General features: G+C 69.8%; 16 protein-coding genes. 12 read left to right on the top strand and 4 right to left on the bottom strand.

Going from position 1 to position 14,360, the window contains the following annotated elements:
- The first annotated feature begins 6 nt into the window (after positions 1-6).
- The 10 genes from AC3A57_RS11215 (at position 7) to AC3A57_RS11170 (ending at position 9,780) form a co-directional block, all read left to right on the top strand.
- The gene (locus AC3A57_RS11215; RefSeq protein ID WP_487579000.1) at positions 7-849 is read left to right on the top strand and encodes an HvfB family MNIO-type RiPP peptide maturase; all 843 of its coding nucleotides are present in this window, start codon (positions 7-9) and stop codon (positions 847-849) included.
- Complete coding sequence (locus tag AC3A57_RS11210) at positions 849-1,622, top strand: HvfC family RiPP maturation protein (protein ID WP_487578999.1); 774 nt, start codon at positions 849-851, stop codon at positions 1,620-1,622. The genes AC3A57_RS11215 and AC3A57_RS11210 overlap by 1 nt, the downstream gene beginning before the upstream one ends.
- Entirely contained in the window at positions 1,619-2,287 is a 669-nt protein-coding gene (locus AC3A57_RS11205; protein ID WP_487578998.1) for a hypothetical protein, read from the top strand. Before AC3A57_RS11210 ends, AC3A57_RS11205 begins: the two co-directional genes overlap by 4 nt.
- Complete coding sequence (locus AC3A57_RS11200) at positions 2,284-3,108, top strand: alpha/beta fold hydrolase (protein ID WP_487578997.1); 825 nt, start codon at positions 2,284-2,286, stop codon at positions 3,106-3,108. The genes AC3A57_RS11205 and AC3A57_RS11200 overlap by 4 nt, the downstream gene beginning before the upstream one ends.
- Positions 3,109-3,132: 24 nt before the next feature.
- Complete coding sequence (locus AC3A57_RS11195; protein ID WP_487578996.1) at positions 3,133-3,657, top strand: thioredoxin family protein; 525 nt, start codon at positions 3,133-3,135, stop codon at positions 3,655-3,657.
- A gap of 72 nt (positions 3,658-3,729) precedes the next feature.
- Positions 3,730-4,470 (top strand): response regulator, encoded by a 741-nt coding sequence (locus AC3A57_RS11190; RefSeq protein WP_487578995.1) that lies wholly within the window; start codon positions 3,730-3,732, stop codon positions 4,468-4,470.
- A complete protein-coding gene (locus AC3A57_RS11185) occupies positions 4,467-5,795 on the top strand; it encodes an ATP-binding protein (RefSeq protein WP_487578994.1) in 1,329 nt (442 codons plus the stop codon). Before AC3A57_RS11190 ends, AC3A57_RS11185 begins: the two co-directional genes overlap by 4 nt.
- 197 nt (positions 5,796-5,992) lie before the next feature.
- Positions 5,993-7,579, top strand: coding sequence for a hypothetical protein (locus AC3A57_RS11180; RefSeq protein ID WP_487578993.1), 1,587 nt, complete (start codon positions 5,993-5,995; stop codon positions 7,577-7,579).
- A 430-nt stretch (positions 7,580-8,009) separates the two neighbouring features.
- Positions 8,010-9,095, top strand: coding sequence for a hypothetical protein (locus AC3A57_RS11175; protein ID WP_487578992.1), 1,086 nt, complete (start codon positions 8,010-8,012; stop codon positions 9,093-9,095).
- Between the two features lie 229 nt (positions 9,096-9,324).
- A complete protein-coding gene (locus tag AC3A57_RS11170) occupies positions 9,325-9,780 on the top strand; it encodes a GFA family protein (RefSeq protein WP_487578991.1) in 456 nt (151 codons plus the stop codon).
- Between the two features lie 70 nt (positions 9,781-9,850).
- Here AC3A57_RS11170 and AC3A57_RS11165 read toward each other — a convergent pair whose 3' ends face one another.
- Positions 9,851-10,603, bottom strand: coding sequence for a class I SAM-dependent methyltransferase (locus tag AC3A57_RS11165; protein ID WP_487578990.1), 753 nt, complete (start codon positions 10,601-10,603; stop codon positions 9,851-9,853).
- A 79-nt stretch (positions 10,604-10,682) separates the two neighbouring features.
- Here AC3A57_RS11165 and AC3A57_RS11160 point away from each other — a divergent pair, with 79 nt between their 5' ends.
- Together AC3A57_RS11160 and AC3A57_RS11155 are read left to right on the top strand one after the other, a co-directional pair.
- Positions 10,683-10,952, top strand: coding sequence for a hypothetical protein (locus AC3A57_RS11160; protein ID WP_221671837.1), 270 nt, complete (start codon positions 10,683-10,685; stop codon positions 10,950-10,952).
- Between the two features lie 8 nt (positions 10,953-10,960).
- Positions 10,961-11,326, top strand: a complete 366-nt coding sequence (locus AC3A57_RS11155) for a hypothetical protein (protein WP_487578989.1) — start codon at positions 10,961-10,963, stop codon at positions 11,324-11,326.
- Between the two features lie 168 nt (positions 11,327-11,494).
- Here the strand turns inward: AC3A57_RS11155 and AC3A57_RS11150 are convergent, their stop codons facing one another.
- From AC3A57_RS11150 to AC3A57_RS11140, 3 genes are all read right to left on the bottom strand, one after another.
- On the bottom strand, positions 11,495-11,827 hold the full coding sequence (locus AC3A57_RS11150) for a hypothetical protein (protein ID WP_487578988.1): 333 nt from the start codon (positions 11,825-11,827) through the stop codon (positions 11,495-11,497).
- Between the two features lie 84 nt (positions 11,828-11,911).
- The gene (locus tag AC3A57_RS11145; RefSeq protein ID WP_487578987.1) at positions 11,912-12,688 is read right to left on the bottom strand and encodes a LytR/AlgR family response regulator transcription factor; all 777 of its coding nucleotides are present in this window, start codon (positions 12,686-12,688) and stop codon (positions 11,912-11,914) included.
- Positions 12,681-13,934, bottom strand: coding sequence for a sensor histidine kinase (locus AC3A57_RS11140; RefSeq protein ID WP_487578986.1), 1,254 nt, complete (start codon positions 13,932-13,934; stop codon positions 12,681-12,683). Before AC3A57_RS11140 ends, AC3A57_RS11145 begins: the two co-directional genes overlap by 8 nt.
- Positions 13,935-14,360: the final 426 nt, after the last annotated feature.

The raw sequence follows: 14,360 nt of genomic DNA, 5'->3' as shown, positions 1-14,360 counted from the left end.
CTTGCGATGGACACTGCACTCGATGCCCGCTCGGCCGGCCTCGGCCTGCGCCGCGGCCTACTGCCGGAACTGCTGGCGATGGACGCCGGCGCGGTCGACTTCCTGGAATGCGCGCCGGACAACTGGATCGGCGTCGGCGGCCGCTACGGCGAAGCCCTGGCCGAGCTGTGCTCGCGTTTTCCCTTGAGCGCGCACGGTCTGTCGCTGTCGCTGGGCGGCACCGCGCCGCTGGACACGCAGTTGCTGCGCCGCACCCGCGAATTCCTCGACCGCCACCGGGTCGGCTTGTACAGCGAACACCTGAGCTATTGCGCCGACGACGGCCATCTCTACGACCTGATGCCGATTCCGTTCACCGAGGAAGCGATCGGCCATGTCGCCGCGCGCATCCGCCAGGCCCAGGACGCGCTGGGCCGGCGCATCGCGGTCGAGAACGTGTCCTACTACGCCGCGCCGTACCAAGCGCTGAGCGAGGCGGACTTCATCGCCGCGGTGCTGGCCGAGGCCGACTGCGATCTGCTGCTGGACCTCAACAACCTCAGCGTCAACGCGCACAACCACGGCTACGCGGTCGGCGAATTCCTGGACCGGCTGCCGGGCGAGCGGATCGCCTCGTACCACGTCGCCGGCCACTACGACGATGCCGAGGGACTGAAGATCGACACCCACGGCGCGGCGGTGCGCGAGGACGCCTGGACTCTGCTGGACCAGGCCTACCGCCGCTTCGGCGTGCGTCCGACCTTGCTCGAGCGCGATTTCAATCTGCCGCCGCTGGCCGAGTTGCTGCAGGAAACCCAGCGCATCCGCGCCCTGCAGCGCACCCACGCGGTCGTCGCGGAGGCCGCCTGATGAGCGCGCGCCTGCAGCGACAACAGTGGGCCCTGGCCCGGTACTTGCGCGACCCGGTGGCGAATCCGCCACCGCCGGGGCTGGAACCGCGCCGGCTGCGGGTCTACCGCGAGTTGTTCTTCAACGCCGTCGAAGGCCTGCTGGCCGGCAGCTTCCCGGTGCTGCGCCAGAGCTTGCCGGCGCCGCGCTGGACCGCGCTGGTGCGCGGTTTCTATGCCGGACATCGCGCGCGGACGCCGTTGTTTCCGCAACTGGCCGCGGAGTTCGTCGATTACATCCGGTCCCTGCCCGAGCACGGCGAGTGGCCGGCCTGGTTGGCCGAACTCGCGCATTACGAATGGATCGAGCAGGAACTGGCGCTCAGCGACGCCGTCGTCCCCGACGACGATCCGCAGGCCGATCTGCTCGACGGCGTGCCGCAGCTGTCGCCCCTGGCGCGGGTACTGGGCTACCGCTGGCCGGTCGCCGAACTGGGCCCGGCGTTCCTGCCGGCGCAGGCGCCGGCGCAGCCGACCACCTTGCTGGTCTATCGCGACCGCGGACACGAGGTGCGCTTCGCCGGCCTCGCCGCGCCGGCCTATCGCTTGTTGAACGCGATCGCGCAGCGCCGCGCCAGCGGCCGCCGGCACCTGGCCGCGCTCGCTGCCGAGGCCGGGCTGAGCGATGCCGCCGATCTGCGCCGCTGGCAGGAACAAGGCCTGGACCTGCTGCGGCAGCTGCGCGCCGCCGGCGTGATTTTCGCCGCTACCGACACTCAAGGAGCTCTGTCATGACCGCAACCCGATCCGGATTCCGACTGCAAGGCTGGCCGTTGTTTTTCGCCCTGGCGCTGCTGGTCCTGCTGATGTCCGCCGCGCTGCTGGCGGCGCATTCCGACCCGGTCGCCGGTGTCCGCTCGGTGATCCGCGCCACCGCGCGCAGCTCGTTCGCCCTGTTCCTGAGCGTGTTCGTCGCCTCGTCGCTGGTTAGCCTGGTGCCGAACCAACTGACTCGCGCGCTGTTGCGCGAGCGGCGCTATCTGGGACTGGCGTTCGCGTTCTCGCACCTGGTGCACGCGATCGCGATCGTTCGCCTGGGCCAGCTGGATCCGGGCTTCTGGCCCGGCCGCAGCGCGCTGGCCAACGTGCCCGGCTCGATCGGCTACGCCTTCATCGTTCTGCTCAGCGCGACCTCGTTCCATGCCCTGGCCAAGCGCATGAGCGCGCAGGCCTGGAAGCGGCTGCACACCGCCGGCGTGTGGACCATCGCCCTGATCTTCGCTCTCTCGTACTTCAAGCGCATTCCGATGAACGCCTTGTACGCGCTGCCGTTCGCGCTGTTGTGCGCCGCCGCCGCGGTGCGCGCGGTCGGCAAATGGGCGCAAGCCGACAAGCGCCGCCTGGCGCGGCAGCGCCGCGCGCCGTCCCCTCTGTCCACGAACCTGGAGTCTCAAGCATGAACCGCTCTGTCTTCGCCGCTTTCGCTTCCGTCCGGCAAGGCGCACTCGTGCTCGGCCTGGCCCTGGCCTGTGCCGGCCTCGCGCCCGCCGCTGCCGCCGCCGAGGCGCCGGCGCCCGCCGCCACCGCGATCCTGGTCCACGGCGCCTTCGCCGATGCGGACAGCTGGGCCCAGGTGGCCAAGCGGCTGCAGGCGCGCGGCCTGCGCACCGTCAGCGTGCGCCTGCCCTTGACCTCGCTGCACGACGATGCCGAAGCGACCCGGCGCGCACTGCAGGCCGCGCCGGGGCCGGTGGTCCTGGTCGGGCATTCCTGGGGCGGCACGGTCATCACCGAGGCCGGCGACGACGCCAAGGTCGCGGCGCTGGTCTATGTCGCCGCATTCGCGCCCGACGTCGGCCAGAACACGGCCGGGCAGGGCCGCGGCTATCCGACGCCGCCCGGGCTGGCGCACCTGGTCGCCGACGACGGCGTGCTGCGGATCGACGAGCAGGGCATGCTGCGAGACTTCGCCCAGGACTTGAAGCCACGCACCGCGCGCGAGCTGTTCCGCGCCCAGTTGCCGATCCATGCACGGGCTTTCGACGACACCGTCGCCCACGCCGCGTGGAAGGGACGGCCGAGCTGGTATCTGGTCGCCCGCCAGGACCGGATGATCGCATCGCAGTTGCAGACCGCCACCGCCCGGCGCATCGGCGCCGAACTGCGCTCGATCGCCGGCAGCCACGCCGCGCCGCTGGCGCATCCGGGCGCGGTGGCCGAGCTCATTCTCGAAGCCGCCGGCAAACGCCCGCCGCAGGCGGCTGCGCACGAGGAGGGCTGAGCCATGCCGGCCCCGCGATATGGGATGCGTACCGCCGTGGCGGCGCTGGCGACCGCGGCGAGCCTGCTGCTGGTCGCCTGCCGCGGCGACGCCCAGGCCGAGCCGGCGCGCCCGACGCCGGCGCCGGAGTTCGTCGGCATCGAGCGCTGGATCAACAGCCCGCCGTTGACCCTGGCGGGACTGCGCGGCCGGGTGGTGCTGGTCGAGTTCTGGACCTACGCCTGCGTCAACTGCATCCGGGTGACGCCGCACGTCAACGACTGGCATCGGCGCTACCGCGATCTCGGCCTGACCGTGGTCGGCGTGCACACGCCCGAGTACGAGGCCGAACGCGTACCCGGCAACGTCCAAGCGGCGGTGAAGCGCTACGGCATCGAGTATCCGGTCGCGCTGGACAACGACTACCGGACCTGGAACGCGTACCGCAACCGGTTCTGGCCGGCCCTGTACCTGATCGACCGGCAGGGGCGGGTGGTCTACCGCCATATCGGCGAAGGCGACTACGACGTCACCGACGCCAAGATCCGCGAGCTGCTGGCGCGCGGGTGAGACGGCCGCGGCGGCGCGCGGCATAATCGCAACGGCAATCGCGCCGTCGTCAGGACTTCCAGGGTTGCTCGCATGGATCACGTAGATCACATCCTGGTCGTCGACGACGACCGCGAGATCCGCCAGATGGTCGCCGACTATCTGCGCAAGAACGGGTTGCGCGCCAGCGTCGCCGCCGACGGCCGCGAGATGCGCGCGGCGCTGGACGCCGATGCGGTCGACCTGATCGTGCTCGACCTGATGATGCCCGGCGAGGACGGACTGGTGCTGTGCCGCAACCTGCGCGCCGGCAAGCACCGCGCGGTGCCGGTGTTGATGCTGACCGCGCGCGACGACCCTACCGACCGCATCGTCGGCCTGGAGATGGGCGCCGACGACTATCTGGTCAAGCCCTTCGCCGCGCGCGAGCTGCTCGCGCGGATCAACGCGGTGCTGCGCCGCACCCGCATGCTGCCGCCGAATCTGCAGATCAGCGAGGCCGCGCGCCTGATCGGCTTCGGCCGTTGGCGGCTGGACACCACCGCGCGTCATCTGCTCGATCCCGACGGCACCGCGGTGGCGCTGAGCGGGGCCGAGTTCCGCCTGTTGCGGGTGTTCCTCGACCATCCGCAACGGGTGCTCAGCCGCGATCAGCTGTTGAGCCTCACCCAGGGCCGCGACGCCGAGCATTTCGACCGCTCCATCGATCTGCTGGTCAGCCGGGTGCGCCAGCGGCTGCAGGACGACGCGCGCGAGCCGGCCTACATCAAGACAGTGCGCAGCGAAGGCTATGTGTTCAGCATGCCGGTCGAGCTGATCGGCGGTGAGGCGTGAACGCGCCGGCGCCGCGCGGCTGGCGGCTGCTGCCGCGCACGATCGCGGCGCGGCTGTACCTGGTGCTGTTCGCCGGGCTGTTGACCGCGCACGCGCTGTCGTTCGCGCTGTTGTTCTACGAGCGCTACCAGGCCGCGACCTCGATGCTGATGAGCAACCTGGAGCGGGACGTGACCGTCGCGGTCGCGATCCTGGACCGGGTGCCGGCGCAGGAGCGCGCGAGCTGGCTGCCGTTGCTCAAGCGCCGCACCTTCCACTACCTGCTCGGACCCGGGCAGAGCGGCGGGCCGCTGGCCAGCGACACCGCGCGCGAGTTCGTGGCCCGGGTCGGCGCCGCGCTGGGGCCGCGCTATCCGGTGCGGGCCAATGCGGTGTCGGCCGAGCCGGAGCGGTTCCAGATCCATCTGCGCCTGAGCGACGGCGAAAGCCTGACCGTGCAGGTGCAGCCCTCGGCGATGCCGATCGCGCTCTGGCTGCCCTACGTGCTGGCGGTGCAGTTGGCATTGTTGCTGCTGTGCACCTGGGGTGCGGTGCGCCTGGCGACGCGGCCGCTGGCGCAGCTGGCGCGCGCGGCCGAGTCGTTGAGCCCGGCCGGGCAGGGGCCGCGCCTGCGCGAAACCGGACCGGTCGAGGTGGTCAGCGCGGCGGCCGCGTTCAACGCCATGCAGGACCGCATCGCCCAATACACCCAGGAGCGGCTGCAGATCCTGGCCTCGATTTCGCACGACCTGCAGACCCCGATCACCCGCATGAAACTGCGCTGCGAGGCGCTGGACGAGGGGCCGCAGCGCGACAAGACTCTGGACGACCTGGGCGAAATGGAGCGGCTGGTGCGCGAAGGCATCGCCTATGCGCGCAGCGCCCACGGCGCCGCCGAGGCGCCGCTGCGGATCGACCTGGACGCGTTCCTGCAGAGCCTGGTCTACGACTACCAGGACACCGGCCGTCCGGTCGCCCTGAGCGGCCGCAGCGAGCGGCTGTTGGTCACCCGCCCGCACGCCTTGCGGCGGATTGTCGCCAACCTGATCGACAACGCGCTGGCCTACGCCGGCAGCGCCGAACTCGAGCTGGGCCGCGACGGCGGCACGGCGGTGCTGCGGGTCGCCGATCGCGGCCCCGGCATTCCGCCGGACCAGCTCGAACAGGTGATGCAGCCGTTTTATCGCCTGGAAGGCTCGCGCAACCGCGACAGCGGCGGTACCGGCCTGGGCCTGGCGATCGCCCAGCAGCTCGCGGCCTCGGCCGGGGCGCGCCTGAGCCTGCGCAACCGCGACGGCGGCGGGTTGGAAGCGATCGTGCGCCTGGACGACGTCGATGCGGCCTGAGCCGCGCGTCGTCGGCTTGTAATGGATTTGTGCCGGCGTGACCCGGTCGACGATTGGCCGGCGATTGGCTCGGCGCCGGCGCGGCAGATTGTTCCGGCTTTGTGATTCTGTGGCCGGCGCAGCGCCGGCGGTGACGGTTCTGCACTCCGATAGCGCGTCCGCCGATCTCGGCGACGTGTTCCCAGGAGAGAGATTCCGTGAATCGCCACCGTTCCCAACCCATCGTCCTCGCCTCGGCGAGGCGGCGCTTGTCCGCCGCCGCGTTGTTCGCCGGCGTCCTGCTGCTGAGCGGCTGTCCGCGTCCCGACGCCGCGCCCGCGCCTGAGGCCGAAGCGAGTGCCGCCCTAGAGACTGCCGCCGGCGCGACCTCGGTCTCGTTCGGCGCCGCCGCCAGCGCGGCCGCCGCGTCCGCGCCTGCCGATAGCCGCGTCGCCGTCGTCGCCGCCGAACCGCCCGCGCTGTGCAGCAGCGTGAAGCAGTACGGCATCACCTTCGCCTTCGACCGCGCTTATCCCTGCGGCCAGTTCGCCAACGGCGACTATTGGGTGGCGCCGGCCGGCGACAGCCAGGGCCGGGTGCGGATCATGTCGATCGCGCCGGGCTTCAGCAGCGGCCGCAACGGCTTCGAAGTCAATCCGACCAGCGTCAGCCGCCATGGCTTCGACCGCACCGCCTACGGCTACGACGCGCGCCTGGTGCCGGTGCTGCCGTACTCGGCCGCGCCGAACCAGTCCATCGTCAAGGCGATCTCGCGCAGCGGCGACGAAAAGACCTCGCTGGAAACCGCGGCGGTGCTGACCGTGCTCGCGGCGCCGCCGGCCGACAACGGCCGCGGCCTGTTCCGGCCGCCGTACTTCGGCACCAAGAAACCGTTGATTCCGGTGGCGCGCCTGCGCATGGACCGACTGCCGGCCTACGCGCCGCTGCTGAGCATGCCGGCACTGAGCACGGTGACCCAGCGCTTCCGCCGGGTCCAGCTCGATCATCAGATCGGCTGGTCGGCCGACCAGATCCATCCCAAGCAGAACATGCCCGACTACGGCGCGCAGATCGCCATCGACACCGCTTCGGCCGCGCTGCGGCTGATGGTGCGCGACGACGACGCCCAGCGCCGGCAACTGGCGATGCATTTCGCCCAGTACGCGCTGGACCTGGACGCGGCGATGGCCGGCGGCCTGCATTTCTACGCCGACGGCGGCCACCGCCACGGCCGCAAGCTGGTGCTGACGCTCGGCTCCCTGTTGCTGGACGATGCGGCGATGGCCGCGCGCGTGCGCGACTTCCAGAACGACACCTACCAGGAGGACGGGCAGCTGAGCATCGGCGCCGGCAGCGGCCAGGTGCTGTTCGGCAGTCCGTGCACGATCGACGAGTATTGGGAGAACCAGAACACCGGCGCCAGCACGCGCGACTGCCGCGACCCCTACGGCTACATCGACGGCGGCCAGGAGCCGGCCGGCTACTACCAGTTCTGCTGCACCGCCAAGGGCTACAAGGCAGCGGCGCTGGCGTTGCGGCTGATGCCGTCGCTGCGCTGCGTGTGGACCGACACCCGGATCCTGCTCTACGCCGACCGCTGGGTGAACCACGGCGCCTGGACCCAGCCCGACCCCTACCAGCCGCGCGGCAGCGGCGCGCTCGATTCCAACCCGAGCGACGGCATCGGACGCTGGCCGGCCCTGCACGGCGCCGGCCGCGACGACGGCTACTACGGCGACGACTTCGCCGACGCGATGTGGGCCGCCTACCGCGCCCAGGCCAGCGACACGGTGCAGTGCCAGTAAGCCATCGAGCCCGACGGCCGATCGGGCCCGCAACGCATTGCCCCCCTTGAAGCAGGGGGCTAGGGGATTGCTCCTAGTTCTATCGGTGTGGGGCCAAAGCCAAGCCCAAAGCCAAAGCAAATCCCCCGCGCGCCGGTTTTCGAACCGGCTTCGATTTGGCGCAGCGCGCAGCCCCCTTTTCCGAAGGGGGCTCTTTCTAACGGGTAGCCACAATACTGTTCCCCTTCAAAAGGGGGCGGGGAGCTTGTTGTCGCCCCCCTGCCGACCGCGGGTGTACCCCATGGCCGCTTCCATCGCCCTGCGACGTTTACGTCGTCGTGAGCGCACACCGTTCCTCGGTCGTAGCGCCCGCGACAACATGGCGGCGGCGCAAGCCGCCCGGCAATCACGGTCGACAGGGGGCCGAATGGCAAGGACGATCGCGGCAAGCATGCGAGGCTGGGGCGCGGTCGCGCTGCTGGCGACGACGGCGCCGGCTTGGGGGCACAAGCTGGCGACCCATTCGACCGCGGAAGAACGGCGTCTGGCCGGCATCGGCAGCAGCAGTTGGATCATTCTCGAACGACAGGTCGCGCAATGGTCGATGGTCGCCTTCACCGAGCCGGTGCACGAGGAAATCACCAACCGCATCTACGGCTGCAACGGCGATTGCGCCGGTCGCGACGCCTTGGACGCGCCGGGTCCGGTGTTGGCCGGAGTGCGCTGGAACGACGATCCTCCGTTCCGCATGACCGCCAGGCAGGCCCGCGGCATGCGTTGCAAGACGGATCAAACCATTCGCTTCGAGACCCAGCCCCTGTGCTGGGGCAGTCTGTTCGCCGACGCCAACAAGGGGGCAGCGGCCGGCAAACGCTACGGTCCCGGCGATGCGATGTTGTACCGCAGCCATTTCGGCGATTTGCAGTTCCTCCACGCCATGGCCAGCCGCGACGGCGAGACCGCGGCCGATACCAAGGCCAAGCTGATGGGCTGGATGGAGTTCGCCTGGCGCACCGCGCAGGGCGAATACAATCTGGATACGCGGCTGAAGGACTCGCCCATTGCGCCGATCCAGCAAGCCTTCGGCCAGAGCGAATGGCGCGTGCTCGATCTTTACACCCAGGGCGCCAGCGGCGGCCTGCGCCGCTATTACCAGGACGTGGCCTTCGGTTCGCTGCTGCATGCGTTGCAGGACAGCTATGCGGCCGGCCATGTCGAGCGCGAAGAAGCCAGCGGCCTGCGCCAGTGCGCGATCGGCGCCGACCGGGTGGCGGCGCCGGGCGCGATCCTGGAGTTCCATGCCTATAACCGCCAGGACCACGGCCGCCATGCCCAGGCCGATACCCGTACGGCGTTCCTGCTTCGCTTCGAAGAGAAGGGCAACGTGGTCGAGGTCGGCCGGGCTTTGCTGCGCGCGCGCGACGAAAAGCGCAGTTGGAGCGAGGTGCAGCCATTCTTCGACTGCGTGTTCGCCCTGCAGGCGCCGAACGCTCCCGCCGGGCCGGGCGAGTTCGGCCGCGGCCAGGGCACCGACTGAGGCGCGCCGGGCGGGCGGCGGCAGCCGGCGGCCGCCATTTTCGCCGTGCGCGGACGCCGCCACGGGCCGATGCCCGTCCTGCGGCGTCGGCGCTGGCGCGCCTCCCGTGGCGGCGCGTGGACCGGCGCGCGCAAAGCCGGTCGGCCGACGCGCGCGGCGAATGAGCGGTCAGGGCGCACGCGCTAATCTGTGCCGACCTGATCTGTGCCGATACCGCGAGGCCACCAGCATGCTCATCGACGGCGCCTGCCATTGCGGCAACCTCCGCTACACCCTGGACTGGACGCCGGAGCCGGACGCGATCCCGGCCCGTGCCTGCACCTGCAGTTTCTGCGTCAAGCACGGTGGCGTGTGGACCGCCTGCCCGAGCGGGAGTCTGGAGGTGACCGTGCGCGATCCGCAGCGTCTCTCGCGCTATGCCTTCGCCACCCGTACCGCCGACTTCCATGTCTGCGCGATTTGCGGGGTGGTGCCGGTGGCGACCAGCGAGATCGATGGACGCCTGTACGCGGTGGTCAACGTCAACACCTTCCACGCCGTGGACCCGGCCTTGCTGCAGCGCTCCGCATCCGACCTGGACGGCGAATCGCAGGCAGCGCGCCTGGCGCGCCGAGCGCGCAACTGGATCGGCCGTGTGACGGTACGCGCCGCGGACCGGGACGGCGCCGCCGTCGGCGGACGCTAGGCCTTGCCGTCGGCGCATTTCGGCATGGCGCCGGTTCGGTGCGCGCCGATCGCCGGTGAGGACGCCGCGCTCAGCGCTCGAACCGCATCATCCGTCCGGCATTGCGGCGGTGTTCGTGAGGGATGTCGTAGCCGCGCGAGCTCAAGGTGAAGCCGACGCCGAACATCGAAGCGGCAAACGGGCCGCATTGTCCGCGACCGGGATCGGAAATCAGCACCTCGGCCTCGGGCGTCGCGTAGTTTCGGATCAGATTGAGCAGCGCTGCGATGTGGTCGCGTTCGTAAAGCACGTCGCTGCCGACGATCAGGTCGAACTTGCCGATGGCGCGGTCTTCCGGGCGCTCCCAGGCGAGGTCGTTGTAAGGAATCGGCTTCAGTCCGTTGAGGCGGGCGTTGTGGGTCAGGAATTCGTTGGCGAGCGGATGACGGTCGCTCGCGGTGATGTCGGCGCCGCGTTGCTTCAGTACCAAACTGGACAGCCCCAGGCCGCAACCTATTTCCAGGATCCGTCTGCCGTCGATCCGATACGACAGGCTCTCCCTGGCCAATTCGACGCCCGCCGGCCACAACTGTCCGAACAGGCTCCACAGCGCAGCGGGAACGCCGGCGCGTTCGGCTGTCCGATCGGGGTCGTGGAACTGCTGGCGATCCTTCAGGGCGCGAATGCGATAGACGACGTCGCCGATCGGCACGTCGATAAGTCGGGTGCAGAGCGGCAAAGAACGCCTCGTATGGCGCTGTAGCGCCGTGTCAGGCAGGGACGGGCGATGCCGTCGATGGATCGCGGTTGCCGGGTCGCGGATCGACCATACGCGCATATTCATCGAATAGCTAGGTTTATTTCGTTTCGCCCGTTCATCCGTTTCAGCGCGCATACTCGAACGAAGATTGTGGAGAAGCGCTATGGAAGAACACGTGGAGTGGTTCCACTTCACCTTATGCCGCGATCAATCGGTAGGTCCGATCGAGCTGCGCCGGATCTGGATGGAGGCGAGCGGAACGACCAACATCTCTGTCGGTCGCGACTATCGCGCCATGCTCGGCAAGCGTGCGGTGGTGTATTCGTTGCGCGCATCGCCGCGGTTGGCCAACCTGCACGCGATCGAAGCCAGGTTGCGCTTCCTGCTCGCCAGCGCGCGCTTGAACAGCGTGCTTACGGTAGTTACGCATTGAGGTCATGCATGCAGCTTTTCGATATAGCGGTCGGCCGGTGTCGGACGATCGAAGGCGGAACCATCACCGTCGGGCTCGACAGCGCGATCGTCAGCCGCCTGGTGCCCGGTTATCCGTGGCGGATGTCGGGCACCAGCGTGCTGAGGTTGAACTCGAAGCTGTGCAGTAAACGCTTCCCGCCGGCGCCGGGACAGGAAACCTTTCTGCAGCGCGAGGAGCTGATGCGCAATCCGAGCGCAAGCCTGGATCTGCTCGGCGACGGCAATTTCGTTTCGGTTCGCCTGCGCGCGTTGAGCGACGGCGAAGAGCCGCAGATCGTCAAGCCAGCGACCAAGACCCCGCGCTCGAACCTGCCGCAATCGCGCCGCTCCTGAGCGCGCTTGCGGGTGGATCAGCTTGGATCGCCAGGAGAGCGACATGGGGAGTCCGATGCGGTGACGTGGGCCGCGCCGACCGGCGCATGGCCCGAGTCTGGCCGCGTCGCACGACGGCTGCCTGCGCAGTCGCGCACACCCGCCTGCGCCGCTGCCGCCGCGGCGCGCTCAGTCGGTCGCAGGCCGGCAGTCGCGGTCCAGCGGCGCCGGGTCGAAGCTGGCGCAGACTCCGAAGCCCGGCGCCAGGCCGACGATTTCGCGCCGCTCGCCGACCGCCACGGCGAAGCGTTCGGGCGCGGCCGCGGCGACGAACAGGCTGTAATGGCATTGGCCGCTGCGGCTGGCGGCGCATTCGAAACGGCTGATCTCGCCGGTGCTGCGCACCTGGCTGTCGATCGCGATCTTGCCGTCGACGCTGACCCGGTGGGCCACGGTCTGGCCGCCGCCGCTGCAGCCGAACAGCGCGAGCAGGTAGTAGATCAAGGCCATGAGGTTGCGCATGAGATCGTCCTTGGAGTGGGGAAGTCTTGCCTCGCGCGCAGGGCATCGCCTGCGCACGCGCGACCGGCGCCCGCGTCGCCGCCGTCACATGGCCCGGAACAGCGCCATGAACGGCTGGCTGACGCTGAGCGTCTCGCTGCGCTGGCGCAGGCGCACCGTGCCTTTGCCGCTGTCGTCGCGCACGATCGAGGCGATCGCTTTCAGATTGACGATGGTCGAGCGATGGATCTGTTTGAACAGGCTGGCGTCCAGCACTTCCAGCAGCTCGCGGATCGGCTTGCGCAGCACCGCTTCGCCGTCGGCGGTCACCACCGTGGTGTATTTGTTGTCGGCGCGGAAATAGATCACGTCGTCGACCAGGATGAGCCGGGTCTCGCGGCCGGCGCTGGCGGTGATCCAGGTCAGCGCCGGTGCTTCGGGCTTGCTGCGCTGCGTGCCCAGGCGCTGGCTCAGTTCGGCGATCGCCTCGCTGTCGGCGGCGGTGCCCGACTGCTGTTGTAGCCGCTGCACGGTCACCGCCAGCCGCTCCGGGGTCACCGGCTTGAGCAGGTAGTCGATCGCCCCATGCTCGAAGGCGTCGATCGCGTACTGGTCGTAGGCGGTGACGAACACGATCCGGGTCTGCGGGCTGACGTCGGCGGCGGCGCCGGCGACGTCGACGCCGGTCAGGCCGGGCATGCGGATGTCCAGGAATGCGACGTCGGGGCGATGCTCGGCCAAGGCCTCCAGGGCCTCGGCGCCGTCTTCGCATTGGGCGACGATGCGCAACTGCGGCCAGGCCTGGCCCAGCGCCTCGACCAGGGCCTGGCGCAGCAGCGCTTCGTCTTCGGCGACCAGCGCGGTGAAGGCGGGCTTAGCCATGGGCGGTGTCCTCTTGCCGTGCCAGCGGTACGCTCAGGGTGGCGGCGACGCCTTGCGGGAAATTGGCGACCACGGCCAGTTGCGCATCGTCGCCGTAGACCAGTTGCAGGCGCTCGCGCACGTTGCGCAGGCCGATGCCGGTGCCGCTGTTGGCGGCGTTGAAGCCCAAGCCGTCGTCGGCGACGGTGATCGCCGCGCGTTGCTCTTGGCGCCGCGCCAGGATCCACACCGTGCCGCCGCCGGGCTTGGGTTCCAGGCCGTGCTTGATCGCGTTCTCGACCAGGGTCTGCAGCATCATCGGCGGAAACGGCATGGCGCGCAGTTCGTCGGGCACGTCGATCTGCAGTTCCAGGCGTGCGCCCATGCGCAGCTTGAGGATCTCCAGGTAAGCGCGCGAGCGGTCCAGTTCCTCGCCCAGGGTCGACAGCGCGTCCTCGGTGCGCGGCAAAGATTTGCGCAGGAAATCGATCAGGTGGCCGAGCATTTCGTCGGCCTTGGCGGGGTCGTTGCGGGTCAGGTACTGGGCGCTGGCCAGGGTGTTGTAGAGGAAGTGCGGTTCGACCTGGGCGTGCAGCAGGCTCAGTTTGGCCACCGCCAGTTCCTTCTCGGTGACCGTGCGGGTGACCGCGGCGCGTTCGTTGCGGCGGCGCTCGGCGATGCGCCGGGTGATGGCGCGGACGATGGCCTCGGCGTTCTCCAGGTTGGTGCCGCCGTCGACCCGGAACCAGTCGCTCCAGGCGCCGGCCTCCGGCTCGCAGATCAGGATGATCCGCCCGCTGTCCTCGCCCGGGGTCACCGTAGCCTGGATCTGGTTGCGGCCATGACCGCGCAGGCCGGTGAGGTCGCGGACTTCGCGGTCGCGGCCGTACAGGTTGTGCCGGCGCACCTTGGCCCGTACCTGCAGGCTGTCGCGCGCGCTTTCGATCTCCTCCACCCGCGGCAGCTCGCGGATCGCCGCGTCGAGCAGGTCGAAGGTTTCGCCGGCCTCGAACGGCACCTCGATCTCGCGCCGCTGGCGGTTGTGCAGCGCGCCGCGGTCGATATGGCCGGCGATCAGCCGCACCCGGCGCACATGGCTGAAGGCGCCGGTGACCACGTAGGCCACCACTAGCGCGCAGATCAGGAACAGCGGGGTCGAGTCCTGATACTGCAGCCCCGGGGTCACCGAGGCGAACAAGGCCATCAGCAGGAACAGGCCGGCCCAGGCCAAGGCCAGGCGCAGGATGAAGAAGAAGCTTCGGATCACGGAGATGGCGCCGGAACGGGATGGGCGCAGCATAGTGCCGCGGCGTAGGAGCGGAAGCGGGGCGGCGACGAAGGCGGGGTGGCGGCGATGAAGCCCGGGCGCGGCGGCGCGAAGCTCTGGCGCCCGGACGGCGGCCGGCGCCGGCTGCGCCGCGGGGCGGCGCCGCCGGGGCCTCGCTCGGGATTTGTGATCGCCAGCGTGCTTCCAAAACCCATTCAGTCGCCGTCGCATATTCCGCGAAGCGTTTGGTTAGGCTAGGCGCAACAACCCGGAACTGCGCAAATGGATTTGCCGCCCGCTCTCTCGACGCCCGCCGTTCATCGCCCGCGCTTGCGTCGCTCCCGTCTTTGCCGCCCATTGCCGCGACTGCGGCCGCCCGCGTTCGAGCCGCGCGCGGCGCGCCGTGGCCGTGTCCGCCGTTTCGAT

The organism is Lysobacter sp. Soil_C_15, assembly GCF_057657315.1.
Note: the sequence above shows the minus strand (reverse complement) of the source record. Positions and strands in the feature narration are given on the sequence as shown.